The organism is Luteimonas sp. Soil_C_16, from assembly GCF_057657295.1.
In genome coordinates this window covers 17,043-35,519 of record NZ_JBDGIS010000003.1, presented here as the reverse complement: position 1 = coordinate 35,519, position 18,477 = coordinate 17,043, and the positions used below count along the sequence as shown (strand labels likewise).

The following is an 18,477-nucleotide window of genomic DNA, read 5'->3' as shown; positions in this document are numbered from 1 at the left end:
GTTCGGGAAAATGGGAGTGCTCAGGCGTCGACGAAGCGCGCTTCCTGGGCCAGAACGTGTTCGGGAATCGGGTGGCCGTCGCGGCGGGCCACGGCCATCTGCGCACGGGTGCCGAAGCCACCGAGGATACGGCCGTCGTCAAGAAACACCTGCCAGTCCTCGATCTCGGTGACCGCGACGGTCACCGGCTCGGACGGCGTCGCGCCATCGACGAAGGGGGTCACGATGCGCACCGTCACCGATGCGGCATCGATCGATTCCGGCGTGCCCCAGACGTGTTCGATTTCGTCGGCCGCGTTGCGCAGCGGGATCTTCACCCCGACCTGCAGTGGCGAACCGACATGCGGACGCAGCTCATCGATCGACGCCTGGGCGCGCGCACGTGCCGCGTGCAGCAACGGCTCGTCGCGCGCGACCGGTACGGCCGACGCCGCGATCTTGCGGGCACTGCGCACGGCCAAGGCGACCGCTGCCGCGCACGACAGCAAGGCGATCAGCCAGGGCCACCAGCCGGTCAGAGGTCGGCTTCCGCGAAGCCGGCACGCTTGGTGACGGCGTCGAGTTCCAGCATCGTTTCCAGCAACGCGCGCATGCGGCCCAGCGGCCACGCGTTCGGGCCGTCGCTGAGCGCTTCTTCGGGCTTGGGATGCGTTTCCATGAACACACCGGCGACGCCGACCGCGATCGCCGCGCGTGCCAGTACCGGCACGAACTCGCGCTGGCCGCCGCTGGAATTGCCCTGCCCGCCCGGCAGCTGCACCGAGTGGGTCGCGTCGAACACGACCGGGCAATTCGTCTCGCGCATCACCGCCAACGAGCGCATGTCGCTGACCAGGTTGTTGTAGCCGAAGCTCGCGCCGCGCTCGCAGACCATGATCTGGTCGTTGCCGGTGGACTTGGCCTTCTCGACGACCGGCTTCATGTCCCACGGCGACAGGAACTGGCCCTTCTTGATGTTGACCGGCTTGCCGGCGGCGCAGACCTTCTTGATGAAATCGGTCTGGCGCACGAGAAAGGCCGGCGTCTGCAGCACGTCGACGACCGAAGCGACCTCGTCCATCGGCGTGTATTCGTGCACGTCAGTCAGCACCGGCACGCCGAGCTGGCGCTTCACTTCCGCCAGCACGCGCAGGCCTTCTTCCATGCCCGGGCCGCGGAAGCTGGTGCCGGACGTGCGGTTGGCCTTGTCGAAGCTCGACTTGAAGATGAAATTGATGCCCAGATCGGACGTGATCTCCTTTAGCTGGCCGGCGACGTCGAGCTGCAGCTGCTCCGACTCGATGACACAGGGGCCGGCGATCAGGAAGAACGGCTGGTCGAGACCGACCTCGAATCCACAGAGCTTCATGCGTGTGCCTCCTTGAGCAGCGCGCCGCCGGCCTTGTTCTCGCGCGCGGCGCGCACGAAGCCGATAAACAGCGGATGGCCGCCGCGCGGCGTGGACAGGAATTCGGGATGCGCCTGGCAGGCGATGAACCACGGATGCTGCGGCAGTTCGACCATCTCCACCAGCAGGTCGTCCATCGACTTGGCGGCAATCACCAGGCCGGCGTCCTCGAGCTGGGTGCGGTAACGGTTGTTGAATTCGTAGCGGTGGCGATGGCGCTCGCCGACGACATCCTGGCCGTAGACCTCGCGTGACTTCGTGCCGGGCTTGAGGCGCTGTTCCTGCAGGCCCAGGCGCATCGTGCCGCCCAGATCGCTGTCCTCGCTGCGGCGCTCGACATCGCCCGACTGCGTGCGCCATTCGGTGATCAGACCGATCACCGGATGCGGCGACTGCTTGTCGTTCTCTGTGCTGTTGGCGCCTTCGAGACCGGCGACATTGCGCGCCACGTCGACGACGGCGGCCTGCATGCCGTAGCAGATGCCGAAATACGGCAGGCCGGTTTCGCGCGAGTACTGCGAGGCGAGGACCTTGCCTTCAAAACCGCGGTCGCCGAAACCGCCGGGCACCAGCACGCCGTCCACGTCGCCGAGCCACGCGGCGGCGCCGTCGCGCTCGATGTCCTGCGATTCGATCCACTTCAGACTGACGCGGGTGCGCTGGCGCACGCCGCCATGCTTGAGTGCTTCGCCGACCGACTTGTAGGCGTCTTTGTGGTCGACGTACTTGCCGACGACGCCGATCACCACTTCGTCGATCGGATGCTCGACCGCATTGACCACGTCGATCCACTCGGAAAGATCCGCAGTCGGCTTGGCCTTGTCGCCCAGGCGCAGGCGCTCGACGACGATCTCGTCCAGGCCCTGCGCATGCAGCCACATCGGAATCTTGTGGATGTTGTCGAGATCGACGGCCGAGATCACCGCCTTCTCCGACACGTTGGTGAACGAGGCGATCTTGCGGCGCTCGCCGTCGGGCAGCGGCTGCTCGCTGCGGCACAGCAGGATGTCGGGCTGGATGCCGATCGAGCGCAGTTCCTTGACCGAGTGCTGCGTCGGCTTGGTCTTCAGCTCGCCGGCGGCCGCGATGTACGGCACCAGGGTCAGATGCATGAAGACGGCCTTGTCGCTGCCGCGGTCGGTGCGGATCTGGCGGATCGCCTCGAGGAACGGCAGCGACTCGATGTCGCCGACGGTGCCGCCGATTTCGACCAGGGCCACGTCGTAGCCCTGCGTGGCCTCGTCGATGGCGCGCTTGATCGCGTCGGTGATGTGCGGGATGACCTGCACGGTCGCGCCGAGGTAATCGCCGCGGCGTTCCTTGCGGATCACGCTCTCGTAGATCTTGCCGGTCGTGATCGAGTTCTTGCCCGACAGGCGCACATTGATGAAGCGCTCGTAGTGGCCGAGATCGAGGTCGGTTTCCGCGCCGTCGTCGGTCACGTAGACCTCGCCGTGCTGGAACGGGCTCATCGTGCCGGGGTCGACGTTGATGTAGGGATCGAGCTTCATCATCGTCACCCGCAGGCCGCGGGCTTCGAGAATGGCCGCCAGCGAGGCGGCCGCGATGCCCTTCCCGAGGGAAGAGACCACGCCGCCGGTCACGAACACGAGCGGAGTGATGGAACTGGAAGGAGGCGTCATGGGGACAGCGGGTCGCTGGAAAGCCCCATTCTACAGGCTGTGGCCGAACCGCGCCCGGTCCTGCGCCCCGGTCGGCCACATCGACACCCGCCCGCACAGCAGAACGCCCCGACTGGGCGGGGCGTTCGTGGGTACAGCCAGGCGCGTGGATCAGGCCGGATCTTCCTCTTCTTCCTCGACCTGCGGCACCGGCTCTTCGGCGGTCTGGACGGCGGCGTCGGCCTGCGCGTCGTAGGCCTCGTTCACCGCGTCGGTCGCGTAATCGGCTTCGGTGGCGGCGGTTTCGGCAGCCTGCGCCGATGCCTCGGCGGTCTGGGCGGCCTGCTCGGCCTGCTGCGCGGCGATCTGGGCGTCGCGGGCCTGCTGCTCGACCGAGGCATCCTGGGCGAACGCCGGGGCGGCGAAGGCGGTGGCGACGATGGCGGCGAACAACACGTTGCGGGTCTTCATTGGACTCTCCGGATTTGAATTCGAAAGTGGAGCAGCGTTGCGTCTTGCAAACCATCCGCGGCGGCGCGGCGGATGAAGGGTGTCGGCTGGATCTGCTCGACGATTCGAACCTAGCCACCGCGACCCGGCCCGCAACTGAACAACGGCCTGCTTACAGGGGGTCCACACGGTCCTAACTTCATTGCAACCGCTTACATGCGGCGATGACGCGGATCGCGCTGTTTTCCGCCGCGACACGCTCCGGAATCGGCGGATCGGCAATTCCTTTAACATGCGCCGATTCCCGCCGCGCAGCCTCGAATGAACACCCGTTACAACGCCGCCGACATCGAAGTCCTCTCCGGCCTGGATCCGGTCAAACGCCGCCCCGGCATGTACACCGACACCACGCGCCCGAACCATCTGGCGCAGGAGGTCATCGACAACGCCGTCGACGAAGCGCTGGCGGGGCACGCCCGCGAAATCGCCGTCACGCTGTTCAAGGACGGCAGCTGCGAAGTGTCCGACGACGGCCGCGGCATGCCGGTCGACATCCATCCCGAGGAAAAGATTCCGGGCGTCGAACTGATCCTCACCCGCCTGCACGCGGGCGGAAAGTTCAGCAACAAGAACTACACCTTCAGCGGCGGCCTGCACGGCGTGGGCGTCAGCGTGGTCAATGCGCTGTCGACGCTGGTGGAAGTGCACATCAAGCGCGACGGCAGCGAGCACCGCATCACCTTCCGCGACGGCGACCGCGCCTCGCCGCTGGAAGTGGTCGGCACGGTCGGCAAGAAGAACACCGGCACGCGCGTGCGCTTCTGGGCCGACCCGAAGTATTTCGACAGCCCGAAGTTCAGCGTGCGATCCCTGCGGCATCTGCTGCGCGCCAAGGCCGTGCTGTGCCCGGGGCTGACCGTGACGCTGCTGGATGAGGCGACCGGCGAACGCGACCAGTGGCTGTTCGAGGACGGCCTGCGCGATTATCTCAAGGGCGAACTCGCCGAGCGCGAACTGCTGCCGCCGGAGCTGTTCGTCGGCGCGCTGAAGAAGGACACCGAGACCGTCGACTGGGCGGTCGCCTGGGTGGTCGATGGCGAGCTTGTGCAGGAGAGCTACGTCAACCTGATCCCGACCGCGCAGCACGGCACCCACGTCAACGGCCTGCGCACCGGCTTCACCGACGCGCTGCGCGAGTTCTGCGACTTCCGCAATCTGCTGCCGCGCGGCGTGAAGCTGGCGCCGGAAGATGTCTGGGACCGTGTCGCCTTCGTGCTGTCGATGAAGATGACCGACCCGCAGTTCTCCGGCCAGACCAAGGAGCGGCTGTCCTCGCGCCAGGCCGCGGGCTTCGTCGAGGGCGCCGCGCACGATGCCTTCAGCCTGTGGCTCAACCAGCACACGGATCTGGGCGAGAAGATCGCCCAGCTCGCGATCGACCGCGCCAGTGCGCGGCTCAAGACCGAGAAGCAGATCGTCCGCAAGAAGGTCACCCAGGGTCCGGCGCTGCCGGGCAAGCTGGCCGACTGCATCAGCCAGGATCTCTCGCGCACCGAACTGTTCCTCGTCGAGGGCGACTCGGCGGGCGGCAGCGCCAAGCAGGCGCGCGACAAGGATTTCCAAGCGATCCTGCCGCTGCGCGGCAAGATCCTCAACACCTGGGAAGTCGCCAGCACCTCGGTGCTGGGCTCGGAGGAAGTGCACAACCTGGCGATCGCGATCGGCTGCGATCCGGGCAAGGAGGACATCTCCGGCCTGCGCTACGGCAAAGTCGTGATCCTGGCCGACGCCGACTCCGACGGCCTGCACATCGCCACGCTGTTGTGCGCGCTGTTCCTGCGCCATTTCCCGGCGCTGGTCGCGGCCGGCAACATCTTCGTCGCGATGCCGCCGCTGTTCCGCGTCGATGTGGGCAAGCAGGTGTTCTACGCGCTCGACGAAGAAGAGAAGCGCCTGCTGCTGGAGAAGATCGCGCGCGAGAAGCTCAAGGGCCAGATCAATGTGACCCGCTTCAAGGGTCTGGGCGAGATGAACCCCTCGCAGCTGCGTGAGTCGGCGATCCATCCCGACACGCGCCGCCTGGTGCAGCTGACGATCGACGACGATCTGCAGACGCGCTCGCTGGTCGACATGCTGCTGGCGAAGAAGCGTGCGGGCGATCGCAAGGCCTGGCTGGAAACCAAGGGCGACCTGGCGACACTGGAAGTCTGATGGCGCGCCGCGACGTGACGACGGATCACGCTGCTACGTCCGATCGCCACTCCTGACCGATGCTCGACTACACCATCCCGGTTCTGCTGATCGTCCTGCTCGGCGTCTGGCTGCGACGCAGCCGCTGGACGCCCGAGGGGTTCTTTCCGGCGATCGAGTGGTTCTCGTTCTACGTCGCGTTTCCGGCACTGCTCTTCATCAACACCGCGCGGCTGGAATTCACCGGCGGCGCGCTGCGCGACCTCACCGCAGCGACGCTGCTGCCGACGCTGGCGATGGTGGCATTGCTGGTCATCGCCCTGCGCTTCGCCCCGCGCCTGCCCGACCCGAGCCGCTCGTCGATCATCCAGGGCGCGGTGCGTCCGAGTACCTATTTCGGACTCGCGGTCGCGTCCCTGCTGTTCGAGGACGCCGCGGCTGCGCTGGTGATGCTGGCGCTGGCGATCTGCCTGCCGGTGGTCAACGTGGTCGCCGTCGTCGCGCTGGCGTGGTGGGGCGGCACGCGCGTGAGCGCCGCGCGCATCGCGATGATGCTGGCGAAGAATCCGATCATCGTCGCTACGGTCGCCGGCGCGCTGGTGAATGCCCTCGGCCTGCAGGTGCCCGCGCCGCTCGCCAACGGCCTCGACATCCTCGGCAGCGCGTCGCTTGCGCTGGGTCTGATCTGCGTCGGCGGCGGACTCGATTTCAACTGGTCGGCGGCGCGCCCGCTGGCGCTCGGCATCACCTCGACACTGAAACTGCTGGCGTTGCCGTTGATCGCCGTCGCGACTTGCCGCCTGCTGGGCGCCGACGACGACGTCACCCGCGCCGCCTCCTTCTACGCCGCGCTGCCGACCGCATCCAACGCCTACATCATGGCGCGGCAAATGGGCGGCGATGCGCCGTTGATGGCCTCGCTGATCACGCTGCAGACGCTGCTCGCGATCGTCACCGTGCCGCTCGCACTGCAGCTGCTGGAGTGGTGGCCGGCGTGATTGGAGCCGCGTCGCACGCACCCGGGTAACGTTTCTGTAACGCCTGAATGCGGGTCGGACGGCAGACTGTCCCGATGCCATTACCCGACCGTCACCTCGATCTCGGCTGCGGCGACGCCCCGCGCAATCCCTACGGACGTGCCCAGCTCTGCGGCATCGACATTCGTGCGCCCGACGGCGATGTCGCCCACGAATATCGCACCGCGAACCTGGTCGTCGCGCCGATTCCGTATCCCGACGACAGCTTCGGTTCGGTGTCGGCCTATGACTTCATCGAGCACGTGCCACGGATCTTTCCCGACGCGAACGGCGGCACGCGGTTTCCCTTCATCGAGCTGATGAACGAGATCTGGCGCGTGCTCGCGCACGACGGCCGGCTGTACGCGCTGACGCCGGCGTTTCCGCATACAGATGCGTTCGTCGACCCGACCCACGTCAACATCATCACCGACGACAGCCACGCGTATTTCTGCGGGCCCGCGCCCGACGGGCGTATGTACGGCTTCCATGGGCATTTCGAGATCGTGCGGGTGATCCGCACCGAACGCGGCGCGGCCTACAGCGCCCTGCCCGGCTCGCCGCAGAATCACAGCTCGCGCAAACTCGCCGCGCGTGCACTGCGCCGCTGGCTGCGCTGGATGCGCGGTCGCGCGTTCACGCCGCGCGCGCCGTATCTGCTGTGGGAACTGCGCGCGGTCAAACAGGCGCCGCGTCAGGCCTGATCGCTGGTCTCGACGACGCGCCCCGGAATGCGATGGGTGCGGCCGAGCTGGGCGAAGATCGCCGCCGAGGCCAGCGTCAGCGCGCCGATGCAGACGAAGGTCCAGCGGAACGCCGCGAGCACCGGTGCATCCCCGGCCGGTTCGCCACTGAAGGCGCCGAGCAACCCGCCCGCGGTCGCCACACCCAGACTCATCGCCAGCATCATCACCATCGACAGCAGGCTGTTGCCGGCGCTCGCCTCCGGGCCACCGAGATCACGCAGCGCCAGGGTGTTCATCGCGGTGAACTGCAGCGAATTGACCGCGCCGAAGATCGCGAACTGGACGATGTGCAGCCACGTCGGCTGGCCCACGTCGACCAGCGCGAAACTCGCCATCGTCAGACCGGTCAAGACGGTGTTGACCACCAGCACGTTGCGGTAGCCGAAGCGCTGCACCAGCGGCACGACGATGCGCTTGGAGAACATGCCGGCCAGCGCGACGGGAATCATCATCAGTCCGGCGTGGGTCGGCGGGTAGCCGAGCGCGACCTGCAGCAGCAACGGAATCATGTACGGCATGCCGCTGCTGCCGAGGCGTGCGAACAGATTGCCGAGCAGGCCGACGCTGAAAGTGCGCGTGCGGAACAGCGTCAGCGGAAACAGCGGCGCGACCGAACGCGCGGCATGCAGCCAGTACGCGACCAGCGCCGCGAGCCCGGTGACCAGCAGCACGACCAGCGCCGCATGCCGCGCCGCGTGGCCCGACAGCGCTTCGACCGACAGCGAGATCGCGATCATGCCGAACGCGAGCATCGCGTAGCCCGGCAGGTCGAACCGCGAGACCGGTGCGCGCAGATCGGGCATCCATTTCAGTGCCGCAATTGCGCCGAGCACGCCCAGCGGCAGATTGATCAGGAAGATCCAGTGCCAGGACGCGACATCGGCCAGCCAGCCGCCGAGCGCGGGCCCGATCAGCGGGCCGATCAGCCCGGGCACGGTGACGAAACTCATCGCCGCGAGGAACGCCGTGCGCGGCACCGCGCGCAGCACGGCGAGTCGCCCGACCGGCATCATCATCGCGCCGCCGACGCCCTGCAGCACGCGCGAGGCGACCAGCGCATCGAGGTTCTGCGACAGCGCGCAGGCCAGCGAGCCGGCCGAAAACAGCGCGATCGCCGCGACGAACAGACGCCGCGTGCCGAAGCGGTCGGCGAGCCAGCCCGATGCCGGGATCAGCATCGCGACCGTCAGCGCGTAGGCGACCACGACCGACTGCATCCGCAGCGGCGACTGACCCAGATCGACTGCCATCGACGGCAGCGCGGTGTTGACGATCGTGGTGTCCAGCATCTGCATGAACACCGCCGCGGCGACCAGCCACAGCATCGGCTTGAACGGACGCAGCAACTCGGCATCGCTGGCGCGTGTGGCGCTCATGCGCGGCGGGAATCTCCGGTTGCATAGCTGATCGCATCTTCGATCAGCGTGCGCAGAATTGGCTGCAGCCGGCCGGCGCGCGCCGCGGCCCAGGCGAAGGTGTCCTCGTCCATGTAGCAGCGCTGGCTGATTTCCAGCTGCACGGCTTCGACGCCGGTCTCCGGTCGTCCGTAATGCCGGGTGATGTGGCCGCCCTTGAAGCGGCCGTTGGCGACGAAGCCGAACGTCGACTGCACCTGCAATCGCGCGGTCATCCGTGCTTCGAGTTCCGGTCTGCAGCTCGCGCCGCTGGCGGTGCCGAGATTGAGATCGGGCAGCGGACCTTCGAACAGGAACGGCAGCGTGCCGCGGATCGAATGCGCTTCCCACAGCACCACCCGGCCATGCGCGGCGTGCAGGCGCGCGATCTCATCCGCGAGCGCGGCATGGTACGGACGCCAATAGGTGTCGACGCGCGCGGTGACCTCGTCGGGAGTCGGCGCTGCACCCGGCAGGTACACCGGGCCGCCGTCGAAACGCACCACCGGGCACAGACCGGTCGTGTTCTGGCCGGGATACAGCGAGACGTCGTCCTCGGACCGGTTGAGGTCGACGACGTACCGCGAATGCGTCGGCACCAGCATCGAAGCGCCGAGTTCGCGTGCGAACGCGTAGAGATCGGCGACGTGCCAGTCGGTGTCGGGCACGCGACGTGCCTTGTCCGTCAATTGCGAGGCGATCGCATCGGGCACGTGCGTGCCGTTGTGCGGGATGCTGATCAGCAGCGGCGCGTCGCCGCGATGGAGGTCGAAGAGGTCGGTGCGCATCGGCGCATTGTAGGCCCGCTCCTCTCGCACCGGTGCTCAGCGCATCAGCACCACTTCCTCGGCGCTGGTGGGATGGATCGCGATCGTGTCGTGCAGGTCGTCGAGGGTCGCGCCCATCTTCAAGGCGACCGCGAAGCCCTGCAGGATCTCGTCGGCCGCATCGCCAAGCAGGTGGATGCCGCGCACGCGACGCTCGTCGCCGGTGCAGACCAGCTTGAACAGGCTGCGCTGGCTCGATTCGGCCAGCGCCTCCCGCATCGGGCGGAAATTGCTGCGGTAGATGTGCACATCGTCGCCGTACTGCGCGCGCGCCTGGGCTTCGGTCAGTCCGACCATCGCCAGGGGCGGATGCGAGAACACCACCGACGGTACGTTGTCGGCATCGAGCTTCGCGTCCGGCTTGCCGCCGAACAGGCGATCGCACAGACGGCGAGCGGCCGCGATCGCGACCGGCGTCAAGGTCGGCCCGCAGCCGCAGATGTCGCCGATCGCGTACACCCCGGGCGCAGGTGTGCACTGCCATTCGTCGACCGGAATATTGCCGGCGGCATCGGGCGTGATGCCGACGGTGTCGAGTCCGAGATCGGCGGTGTTGGGGCGGCGACCGGTCGCGAACATGACCTCGGCGTAGCCACCGCGCGACGTGCCGTCTTCGGCTTCGAGACGCAGGCCGTCGTCGTCGCGATGCAGGGCCTTGAGCCCGTAGCCGAACACCAGATCGATACCCTGCTGGCAATAGTTCTCCTGCAGCTGCGCGACGAGTTCGGCGTCGGCCTGCCGCAGCAGCCGCTGCTCGCGCACGAACACGTCGACCTGGCTGCCGAGCGCCTGCAGCACGCCCGCGAGTTCGATGGCGATGTAGCCGCCCCCGATGATCGCCACGCGCGGCGGCGCCTCGCACCAGCGGAAGAAGTCATCGGAAATCGCGCCAAGCGCGGCGCCCGGAATGTCGGGCCGCTGCGGATGCGAGCCCGCGGCCAGCACGATGTGCGGCGCGGTGAGGCAGGTGCCGTCTTCGCATTCGACCCGGTCGCGCCCGGCCAGTCGTCCGCGCGAAGGCAGCACGAGGATGCCGTCGCGATCGAGCCGCGTGCGGTAGCTCTCGTGGATCATGTGGATGTAGCGCTGGCGGTCGGTGATGAAGGACGGCCAGTCGAACGCGACCTGCGTGTCCATCGGCAGATCGAACCCGAACCGCGCGGCCTGCCCCATGCGCAGGCGCAGATCCGCGGCGAGCCACATCGCCTTCTTCGGCACGCAGCCGACGTTGACGCAGGTGCCGCCGAGCGGCTGCGGTTCCAGCACCGCGACGCGCTGGCCGTGTTCGGCCGCGCGGAACGCCGCAGCGAGGCCGCCGGAGCCGCCACCGATGACGATGAGGTCGAAATGCAGCAGCGCGGAATCGTCGTGTCGCGCGGCGCTCATGCGAACCGCGCCGGCGCGTAGGGCGCGGGGTCGAAGCGCGGCGCGCGGCCGCAGATCAGATCGCTCATCAGGTGTCCGGTCGCCACGCTCATGCTGACCCCGAGCATGCCATGCCCGGTCGCGAGCCAGAGGTGACGATGACCGGGTGCGAGGCCGAGAATCGGCACGTCGTCCACGCTCACGGGGCGCCAGCCGTACCACTCTTCCTCGCGCACCGGGCCGACCGGTTCGTGCAGGTATTCGCGCGCCGCGCGCTCCAGCGCATCGAGGCGCACGCGGTTGAGCGAGCGGTCGTAGCCGGAGAATTCCATCGTGCTGCCGAGCCGGAACCCGCTGTCCCACACGGTCACGCACACACTGCGTTCGTGCAGCACCATCGGCGTGCGCGGCACGATCGACGGACGCGAATAGGTGATCGAATAGCCCTTGCCCGGTTGCACCGGGACGCGCAGGCGCAGCGACTTCGCGAGCAGCGGCGACCAGGCGCCGGTCGCGAGCAGCAGATCGCGTCCCGCGAACACGTCCTGCGTGGTGTCCACGTGCACGCCGTCCCCGGTCTCTTCAATCGCGCGCACCTCGCAGTGCTCGACCAGTTCGCCGCCCAGCGCGCGGAATGCGCGCGCAAGACCTGCGACATAGCGATCGGGGCGCAGACGCGCATCGCCGGGAAAGCGGATCGCGCCGACCACGCCTTCGCGCAATGCAGGCTCCTGACGCAGATAGTCGGCGCCGTCGATGCGCTCGACCGCGACGCCCAGCGCGCGCAGCTGCGTGGCTTCATCCTCGAACGCGTCGAAATCGGCGCGGTCGCGATAGACGTAATCGACGCCGGAGGCTTCGAACTCGCAATCGATGCCCAGCGTCTCGAGCCATTCCGGAAACGACGCGCGCGAGGCTTCGAGAATCGTCGAGCGCGCACGCATCGCACGCAGCCAGTCGGGCCGGTTGCAGTGGCGCGCGAAACCGATCATCCAGCGCCACAGCGCCGGGTCGATGCGCGGGCTCACGCGGAACGGCGCGTCGGGCATCAGCATCCAGCGCAGCGCCTTGGCCACCGTGCCGGGCGCAGCCAGGGGCGCAGCGTGGCTCGGGGTGATCGTGCCGCAGTTGCCATGCGAACTGCCGCAGCCCGCGGTGCCGGCCTCCAGCACACGCACGCCGCGGCCCGCCTGCAGCAGCGCGATGCCGCTGGCGAGGCCGATGACCCCGCCGCCGACGATCAGCACGTCGTCCCGCGCGCTCATGCCAGCGCCCTCTGAATCTGTTCAGGATCCGTCGCGAGCGCAGCCGGATGGCGCGTGGCGCATCGCAGGAGGCGCAGCGTACGTGGGGTACGTGAGCACTCCGGGCACCGCACGCGCGCCTTCCGACAAGCGCAGCAGGATATTGGACGGATTCTCACGGCAGCGCGGGAATGCGCCGCCAACCCGGACGGCGTCCGTAGGTCAACCAGCGCCAGGTCCATTCCATCGGTCCATAGCGGTGATGTGACAGCCACGCATGGCTGATCCCGATCTGCAGCGCGAACACGCCGAGCACGATGCCGGTCTGGGCCGCGCGGCCCAGTTCGCCGAACAGGCCGAAGCCGTAGCCATAGAACAGCAGCGAGCAGATCAGCGACTGGCCGAGGTAATGCGTCAGCGCCATGCGTCCGACCGGCGCGAACACGCCCAGTACGCGCGCACCCGCACCGCTGCTCCACGCGAGCACGATCAGCGCGACGTAGGCCAGCGACATCGGCAGCGCGCCGCACAGCATCAGCCCCTGCGCCAGAATGCCGCGCGCATCCATCGCACCGAGCGTGAACGTCGTGCCGACGGAGACCGCGAGCGCGGTGAACACCAGACCCGTCGGCAACGTGATCGCCAGCAGACGCCACCAGAACCGGCGCTGCGCGGCCGGCGACTGCAGCCAGCCACCGGACATCAGCCAGCTGCCGATGAGGAATACGCCCAGCACCATCGGCACCATCATTGTCTGGCCCATCAGGCCGATCTGCGCGTAATCGCTGACGCGCTGCACGAGCACCGCACCGAAGCCGCCATCGGGATAGACACTCGCCGCGCGCTCGGCGCTCGCCGCGATCGGCGCGGACATCTCGGCCAGCGCGGATTCGGGCAGCACGAACATCACCGCCGCGAACAGCAGATAGAACGCCGCGATGCCGGCGTACAGCAGCAGGCCGGTCACCAGCTGCCATTTCGGCGCGACCGCGCGCATCGCCATCAGGATCGCGCCGGCGATCGCATAGGTATGCAGGATGTCGCCCGGCCACAGCAGCACGATATGCGCGACGCCGAACAGAAACAGCGCCGCCATCCGGCGCAGATAGACGCGTTCGACCGACAGGCCGGCGGCGGCGATGCGCCCGCTCATCAGCACGAAGCCCATGCCGAACAGCAGCGAGAACATCGTCCAGAACTTGCCGGCCACGAACACGTGCACGACCCACGCGACCGCATGGTCGAGCCCGGTCGCGTCGACCGGAATGCCCGACCCCATCTGCTGCATCGGCCGGTTGAACCATTCGATGTTCATCGCGAACACGCCGAGCAGCGCGATGCCGCGCAGCACGTCCATCACCTCGAGACGCTGACCGGTGGGGACCGGTCCAAGCGCGGCCTGCGTGTGCATCCTGCGGTCCTCGCGATGTCAAAGCGCCGCCAGCGTCACTGCCGGCGGCGGCGCCCGATCTCAGTGCTGGTGACCGCCGTCGCCGTGCACGTGGCCGTGCTCGACTTCTTCGGCCGAGGCTTCGCGCACGTCGACGATTTCGATGTCGAACTGCAGGTCCTTACCGGCCATCGGATGGTTGAGGTCCACGTCGACCACGCTCATGCCAATCTTCTCGATCGTCACCGCGCGCGGGCCGAAGCTGGTGTTCAGCACGACCTGCATGCCCGGGGCGAGCTTCTGGTCGCCGAAGTGCTTCTTGGGCACGCGCTGGGTCATGCCGTCGCGACGCTCGCCGTAGGCGTCGGCCGCGGTCACGTCGGCCTTGAAGGTCTCGCCGGCTTCGCGGCCGTCCATCGCCTTCTCCAGACCCGGGATGATGTTGCCGTGGCCGAACAGGATGGCCAGCGGCTCGCGGTCGCGCGAGGTCTCCACCGGCTCCTGGCCGGTTTCGGCGACGCTGTAGTGGAAACGGACGACGCGGTCTTTCTCGATCTTCATTGCTGGAATATCCGGATAGCGCGGCAGCGCCGCTTGAGGAGGAGGTGTGGCTGGGGCAGGATGCCGCGATGCAATCGACCGGGCGCCCCATGCGAGCAACCTCACATTATCCGGACTCCGGCACGCCGGCGCCAACCGCCGCGCGCCGCTGGCTGGTTCCGCTGCTCGTGGGGACGCTCGCGCTGGCCGCCTGCGGACGCGACGACGTGCGCCCCACCCCGCCCGCTGCGAAAACGCAGGCCGCCACCCGCACCTGGACACCGGTCGCCCCGGCCGACCCGGCGGCGGCGAATGCGGTGCTGATGCGGGCGATCAGCCTCGTCGGCACGCCCTACCGCTACGGCGGCAATACGCCCGAGGGCGGCTTCGACTGCAGCGGCCTGGTGAACTACGTCTTCCGCGACATGCTCGACCTGCGCCTGCCGCGCACCTCCCGCGAGCTGTTCGCTTACCAGGGCCCGAAGATCGAGCCGAGCCGCCTCGCCACCGGGGATCTGGTGTTCTTCGGCAGCGGCGGCAGCGTGACCCACGTCGGCATCTATGTCGGCGAAGGCCGCTTCGTGCACGCCCCGAGTACCGGCGGCACCGTGCGTCTGGACCATCTGGACGGCAGCTACTGGGTGCGGAACTACTCTGGGTCCAAGCGCGTGCTGCATTAGAGGACGCGATCACCGCGGCTCGAGCGCACGGATCTCGGGAGGCGTCGGCCGACGCATCGGCGAGACGTCGATTCGTCCTGGACCTTGAGGCTGAGGCGATCTGCTTGCACCTCGTTCATCCAACTTCGCATTCACCTTTTCACATCGCGGCTGTCACGCCGATCGTCATGCCGCGGGACTGAAGCGCGACACGGTTTCTCCACACGCTCTTCACCGATTTCTGTTCAAAAACGAGGACTTGTACGCATTCATTAATTTTTGTTTAACAACTTTCACATTCCCGTCCGGTAGCTTCCCCCGCTGGTCCGCGACAATGTGAAACCCACGTGACGATGACAGACGCAACGCCAGGCGCTCGCGCCAAACGCCACAGCCGCCTTCGCACTGCCTTCGTCGCAAGCGTTCTCGCCTTCTCCGCAGCACCCGTTTTCGCAGGCCCCGGCCTCGCCGGCGACTCCGCCGACCAGATCGAAGCGACCACCTCTGTCGCCCGCGCGCTCACCACGCCGACCGCGCAGCTCGCCCAGCCCGAAATGCTGCTGGCCAGCGACATCAACCAGCTGATCGCGATGGACGTCGACAAGCCGGTCCAGGCCGACGGCCGCGTCGAAGGCCTGCTCAAGCGCGCCCTGAGCTTCATCGGCACCCCGTACCGCTGGGGTGGCTCCAGCCCGGACAGCGGCTTCGACTGCAGCGGCCTGGTGGGTTACGTGTTCCGCACCGCGCTGGGCATCGACCTGCCGCGCGTTTCCCGTGACATGGCGCAGAACGGCGAGCGCGTCGAGCGCACCGCCCTGACCGCCGGCGATCTGGTGTTCTTCGGCCGCCGCGGCAACCGCATCGACCACGTCGGCATCTACCTGGGCGACGGCCGCTTCGTGCACGCCCCGCGCAGCGGCAAGGACGTGATGGTCTCCGAGCTGGACTCGGGCTACTGGGCCACCCGCTTCAAGTCCGCACGCCGCGTCGCCGGCGTCTGAGGGCTGACGCCCGATGCGAGAAGGCCGCCGAGAGGCGGCCTTTTGCGTTGTGGGCGCCGCTCTTAGTTGCAGGCACCGGTTCTGAAAGCCCTCCCCCGCGTGCAGGAGAGGGTTGGTGGGGGCGCGCTGTCGGGACTGGATCGAATGACCTGCACGCGCAGGGGGTAGCATCCACCGGTTTCGATAGGCGCCAGTGCCGGGACGCTCAAAGCGGGTGCCGGGACACCAGCATCGCGCCCACATCGACGGACACCACTGCTTGGAGTTTGCCCCCACCCCAACCCTCCCCCGCATGCGGGGGAGGGCTTCTGTCTTCCTGCGTCTTAACGACCTCGCACCTGACACGTCAGCAGCGATGCTCCGTGACGTCGCCGTTGCGCCAGCGCCGGAACAAAAAAAGGCCGCCAGAAGGCAGCCTTTTTCATCAACGCGGATCGAACGCGACCCGGACCGTCAGGCCCGCGCCGCGCCCTGCCTCACGCGCGGCTGTCGCGGCGTTCCTGCGGACGGCCGGCACCCGGACGGTGCTGCTTCGGGCCCGCGTGCGCATGTGCGCTGCGGTCCGCCGGCTTGCCGTGGCCGCGGTTGCCCGGCTTGCGCGGTGCGCGCTCGCCACCCGGCTTCTGCTCGCCCATGCGTGCGCCCGGACGGCCACCGGCCGGCTGGCGACGCTGACCGCCACCGTTCTTCGGGATCGGCGTGTCGAGGCGCACCGGCTGGCTCGGCTCGAAGCCCGGCACCGCGGTCAGGTCGATCTCGGCCTTGAGCATGCGCTGGATCTGGCGCAGCAGACCGCCCTCTTCCGGCGAGACCAGCGACAGCGCCTCACCCGTCGAACCGTTGCGACCGGTGCGGCCGATGCGGTGCACGTAATCCTCGGCGACCATCGGCAGATCGTGGTTGATCACCAGCGGCAGGTTCGGGATGTCGAGACCGCGCGCGGCGACGTCGGTGGCGACCAGGATGCGGGCGCGGCCGGACTTGAACATATCCAGTGCCTTCTGGCGCTGCGCCTGGCTCTTATTGCCGTGGATCGCGACCGCCGGCAGGCCGGACTCGGCGAGCTGTTCGGCCAGACGGTTGCAGCCGTGCTTGGTCTTGCCGAACACCAGCACCTGGTCGGTGTGGCGCTTGGACAGCAGATCGACCAGCAGATCGCGCTTGCGGCTGTTGTCGACCGGATGTGCGCGGTGCGCGATGGTGTCGGCGATCGTGCTGTTCTGCGCCACCTGTACCTGCTGCGGATCGCGCATGAACTCCAGCGCCATCGCCTTGATGCGCGGCTCGAACGTGGCCGAGAACAGCAGCGTCTGACGCTGCTTCGGCACGCGGTTCATGATGCGCTTCATCTGCGGCAGGAAGCCCATGTCGAGCATGCGGTCGGCTTCGTCGAGCACCAGCACTTCGACGGCGTCGAGCTTGGCGTGGCCGCTGTCCATATGGTCGAGCAGACGACCCGGGCACGCGATCAGCACGTCCACGCCGCGGCGCAGGTTGTCGATCTGCGGCTGCATGCCGGCGCCGCCGAAGATCGTCGTGACGTTCAGACGCAGGTGGCGGCCGTAGGTCTTGAGGTTGTCGGCGACCTGCACCGCGAGTTCGCGGGTCGGCACCAGGATCAGCGCGCGCGGCTTGCGCGGGCCCTTGGGCGGCGTTTCCTTGGCGAGACGCTGCAGCAGCGGCAGGCCGAACGCGGCGGTCTTGCCGGTACCGGTCTGGGCGCCGCCCAGAACGTCGTTGCCGCCGAGGATCAGCGGAATGGCCTGCGCCTGGATCGGCGTGGGCGTGGTGTAGTCGTTTTCGGCGAGCGCGCGCAGCAGCGCGGGCGACAGCCCGAGGTCTTCAAACGTCATCTTGGAACTCCTTGCGCTTCCGCACGCCACCGCCTGCGAATCGTGCGGACGCACGAACACCGGAACGGAAACGCTGGGAAGTCTTGCTCGGAGCTATCCAGAACCGCGCTGCGAGCAATGATGAAACGGCTGCCGGATGCTCCGGGCCGTGGTCTGCGCGACGAAAGACGTGCGGGATAAGTCCGCGCGGATCAGGAATCGATCAATGCGGTAGGCGTACCAGGATCGTATCTGTCGGCGCGGATCGCGTCGGACAGGGGCAGCCGTGTTGCAGAACGAGGCAGAGTCTACGCCAATTCAGCCGGTCACTCCAGCGGCAGGCCACGCGCCGCGACAGCCGGGGCTCAGGCGCACCCGGCGCGGCACGGGCTGCTGGGCGGCCGTGCGGCGCTGTGTCACCCTTCACGCATCCTCGACAGGATCCACCCATGGCCTTCCGATCCAGCGCGCCGTCCGCCCCGATGCTGTTTGCGCGCGTTCTGATGGCGAGCCTGTTCATCGTGCTCGGCGGATGGCGGGTCTGGGGCGCACTCGACGGGATGGTGCTGTCGAACGCCGCGCTGGTGCTGAGCGTCGGCGAACTGCTGCTGGGCCTGCTGCTGCTCGGTGGCTGGCGCCTGCGCTGGGTCGCGCTGGCGGCCGCGGCGCTGCTGGTGGCCGACACCTTGCTGTCGCATCCCTTCTGGTCGGCGCGCGCCACGGCGCTCGACGGCCAGCTGCTGCATTTCATCAAGAACATCGCGTTGGCCGGCGGCTTCCTGCTGCTGGCCGCGACCGCACCGAGGAAGTGATC

16 protein-coding genes and 1 pseudogene are annotated in these 18,477 nt (G+C 68.0%); 6 read left to right on the top strand and 11 right to left on the bottom strand.

Going from position 1 to position 18,477, the window contains the following annotated elements:
• Positions 1 to 20: 20 nt before the first annotated feature.
• The 4 genes from AC3A5T_RS06505 to AC3A5T_RS06490 all read right to left on the bottom strand — a co-directional run bounded on the left by AC3A5T_RS06505 (position 21) and on the right by AC3A5T_RS06490 (position 3,480).
• Entirely contained in the window at positions 21 to 455 is a 435-nt protein-coding gene (locus AC3A5T_RS06505) for a hypothetical protein (protein ID WP_487627892.1), read from the bottom strand.
• Positions 456 to 514: 59 nt separating this feature from the next.
• A complete protein-coding gene (gene kdsA, locus AC3A5T_RS06500) occupies positions 515 to 1,348 on the bottom strand; it encodes a 3-deoxy-8-phosphooctulonate synthase (protein WP_232149866.1) in 834 nt (277 codons plus the stop codon).
• Positions 1,345 to 3,009, bottom strand: a complete 1,665-nt coding sequence (pyrG, locus tag AC3A5T_RS06495) for a CTP synthase (protein ID WP_332078746.1) — start codon at positions 3,007 to 3,009, stop codon at positions 1,345 to 1,347. The genes kdsA and pyrG overlap by 4 nt, the downstream gene beginning before the upstream one ends.
• Positions 3,010 to 3,180: 171 nt before the next feature.
• The gene (locus AC3A5T_RS06490; protein WP_232136976.1) at positions 3,181 to 3,480 is read right to left on the bottom strand and encodes a hypothetical protein; all 300 of its coding nucleotides are present in this window, start codon (positions 3,478 to 3,480) and stop codon (positions 3,181 to 3,183) included.
• A gap of 300 nt (positions 3,481 to 3,780) precedes the next feature.
• On the opposite strand from AC3A5T_RS06490, the gene parE reads away from it, so the two are divergent.
• The 3 genes from parE (at position 3,781) to AC3A5T_RS06475 (ending at position 7,369) form a co-directional block, all read left to right on the top strand.
• Positions 3,781 to 5,670 carry a DNA topoisomerase IV subunit B gene (gene parE / locus AC3A5T_RS06485; protein WP_487627891.1) on the top strand — a complete coding sequence of 630 codons (1,890 nt, stop codon included), beginning with the start codon at positions 3,781 to 3,783 and terminating at the stop codon, positions 5,668 to 5,670.
• A 59-nt stretch (positions 5,671 to 5,729) separates the two neighbouring features.
• Entirely contained in the window at positions 5,730 to 6,647 is a 918-nt protein-coding gene (locus tag AC3A5T_RS06480; protein ID WP_487627890.1) for an AEC family transporter, read from the top strand.
• Between the two features lie 74 nt (positions 6,648 to 6,721).
• Positions 6,722 to 7,369, top strand: coding sequence for a hypothetical protein (locus AC3A5T_RS06475; protein ID WP_487627889.1), 648 nt, complete (start codon positions 6,722 to 6,724; stop codon positions 7,367 to 7,369).
• Here AC3A5T_RS06475 and mdtD read toward each other — a convergent pair.
• The 6 genes from mdtD to AC3A5T_RS06445 form a co-directional block, all read right to left on the bottom strand.
• Positions 7,360 to 8,787 (bottom strand): multidrug transporter subunit MdtD, encoded by a 1,428-nt coding sequence (gene mdtD / locus AC3A5T_RS06470; protein WP_487627888.1) that lies wholly within the window; start codon positions 8,785 to 8,787, stop codon positions 7,360 to 7,362. The two genes, AC3A5T_RS06475 and mdtD, sit on opposite strands and share 10 nt — an antisense overlap.
• The gene (gene hutG / locus AC3A5T_RS06465) at positions 8,784 to 9,593 is read right to left on the bottom strand and encodes an N-formylglutamate deformylase (protein WP_487627887.1); all 810 of its coding nucleotides are present in this window, start codon (positions 9,591 to 9,593) and stop codon (positions 8,784 to 8,786) included. The genes mdtD and hutG overlap by 4 nt, the downstream gene beginning before the upstream one ends.
• Before the next feature lie 36 nt (positions 9,594 to 9,629).
• Positions 9,630 to 11,018 carry a glutathione-disulfide reductase gene (gorA, locus tag AC3A5T_RS06460; protein ID WP_487627886.1) on the bottom strand — a complete coding sequence of 463 codons (1,389 nt, stop codon included), beginning with the start codon at positions 11,016 to 11,018 and terminating at the stop codon, positions 9,630 to 9,632.
• Complete coding sequence (locus tag AC3A5T_RS06455) at positions 11,015 to 12,262, bottom strand: NAD(P)/FAD-dependent oxidoreductase (protein WP_487627885.1); 1,248 nt, start codon at positions 12,260 to 12,262, stop codon at positions 11,015 to 11,017. Before AC3A5T_RS06455 ends, gorA begins: the two co-directional genes overlap by 4 nt.
• Before the next feature lie 154 nt (positions 12,263 to 12,416).
• On the bottom strand, positions 12,417 to 13,652 hold the full coding sequence (locus tag AC3A5T_RS06450) for a DUF418 domain-containing protein (protein ID WP_487627884.1): 1,236 nt from the start codon (positions 13,650 to 13,652) through the stop codon (positions 12,417 to 12,419).
• Between the two features lie 60 nt (positions 13,653 to 13,712).
• Positions 13,713 to 14,192 carry an FKBP-type peptidyl-prolyl cis-trans isomerase gene (locus tag AC3A5T_RS06445; RefSeq protein ID WP_487627883.1) on the bottom strand — a complete coding sequence of 160 codons (480 nt, stop codon included), beginning with the start codon at positions 14,190 to 14,192 and terminating at the stop codon, positions 13,713 to 13,715.
• Between the two features lie 89 nt (positions 14,193 to 14,281).
• On the opposite strand from AC3A5T_RS06445, the gene AC3A5T_RS06440 reads away from it, so the two are divergent.
• Together AC3A5T_RS06440 and AC3A5T_RS06435 are read left to right on the top strand one after the other, a co-directional pair.
• Complete coding sequence (locus AC3A5T_RS06440; RefSeq protein ID WP_487627882.1) at positions 14,282 to 14,851, top strand: C40 family peptidase; 570 nt, start codon at positions 14,282 to 14,284, stop codon at positions 14,849 to 14,851.
• Between the two features lie 332 nt (positions 14,852 to 15,183).
• Positions 15,184 to 15,831 (top strand): C40 family peptidase, encoded by a 648-nt coding sequence (locus AC3A5T_RS06435; RefSeq protein WP_487628187.1) that lies wholly within the window; start codon positions 15,184 to 15,186, stop codon positions 15,829 to 15,831.
• A 453-nt stretch (positions 15,832 to 16,284) separates the two neighbouring features.
• Here the strand turns inward: AC3A5T_RS06435 and AC3A5T_RS06430 are convergent.
• A pseudogene (locus tag AC3A5T_RS06430) lies at positions 16,285 to 17,684 on the bottom strand (DEAD/DEAH box helicase).
• Positions 17,685 to 18,112: 428 nt separating this feature from the next.
• Here AC3A5T_RS06430 and AC3A5T_RS06425 point away from each other — a divergent pair.
• On the top strand, positions 18,113 to 18,475 hold the full coding sequence (locus AC3A5T_RS06425) for a hypothetical protein (protein ID WP_487627881.1): 363 nt from the start codon (positions 18,113 to 18,115) through the stop codon (positions 18,473 to 18,475).
• Positions 18,476 to 18,477: the final 2 nt, after the last annotated feature.

Excerpts from the sequence above, each read along its gene's own strand:
- kdsA (WP_232149866.1), bottom strand. The coding sequence starts at position 1,348 with ATGAAGCTCTGTGGATTCGAGGTCGGTCTCGACCAGCCGTTCTTCCTG.
- AC3A5T_RS06490 (WP_232136976.1), bottom strand. The coding sequence starts at position 3,480 with ATGAAGACCCGCAACGTGTTGTTCGCCGCCATCGTCGCCACCGCCTTC.
- parE (WP_487627891.1), top strand. The coding sequence starts at position 3,781 with ATGAACACCCGTTACAACGCCGCCGACATCGAAGTCCTCTCCGGCCTG.
- AC3A5T_RS06480 (WP_487627890.1), top strand. The coding sequence starts at position 5,730 with ATGCTCGACTACACCATCCCGGTTCTGCTGATCGTCCTGCTCGGCGTC.
- AC3A5T_RS06475 (WP_487627889.1), top strand. The coding sequence starts at position 6,722 with ATGCCATTACCCGACCGTCACCTCGATCTCGGCTGCGGCGACGCCCCG.
- mdtD (WP_487627888.1), bottom strand. The coding sequence starts at position 8,787 with ATGAGCGCCACACGCGCCAGCGATGCCGAGTTGCTGCGTCCGTTCAAG.
- hutG (WP_487627887.1), bottom strand. The coding sequence starts at position 9,593 with ATGCGCACCGACCTCTTCGACCTCCATCGCGGCGACGCGCCGCTGCTG.
- gorA (WP_487627886.1), bottom strand. The coding sequence starts at position 11,018 with ATGAGCGCCGCGCGACACGACGATTCCGCGCTGCTGCATTTCGACCTC.
- AC3A5T_RS06455 (WP_487627885.1), bottom strand. The coding sequence starts at position 12,262 with ATGAGCGCGCGGGACGACGTGCTGATCGTCGGCGGCGGGGTCATCGGC.
- AC3A5T_RS06450 (WP_487627884.1), bottom strand. The coding sequence starts at position 13,652 with ATGCACACGCAGGCCGCGCTTGGACCGGTCCCCACCGGTCAGCGTCTC.
- AC3A5T_RS06445 (WP_487627883.1), bottom strand. The coding sequence starts at position 14,192 with ATGAAGATCGAGAAAGACCGCGTCGTCCGTTTCCACTACAGCGTCGCC.
- AC3A5T_RS06440 (WP_487627882.1), top strand. The coding sequence starts at position 14,282 with ATGCGAGCAACCTCACATTATCCGGACTCCGGCACGCCGGCGCCAACC.
- AC3A5T_RS06435 (WP_487628187.1), top strand. The coding sequence starts at position 15,184 with ATGACAGACGCAACGCCAGGCGCTCGCGCCAAACGCCACAGCCGCCTT.
- AC3A5T_RS06425 (WP_487627881.1), top strand. The coding sequence starts at position 18,113 with ATGGCCTTCCGATCCAGCGCGCCGTCCGCCCCGATGCTGTTTGCGCGC.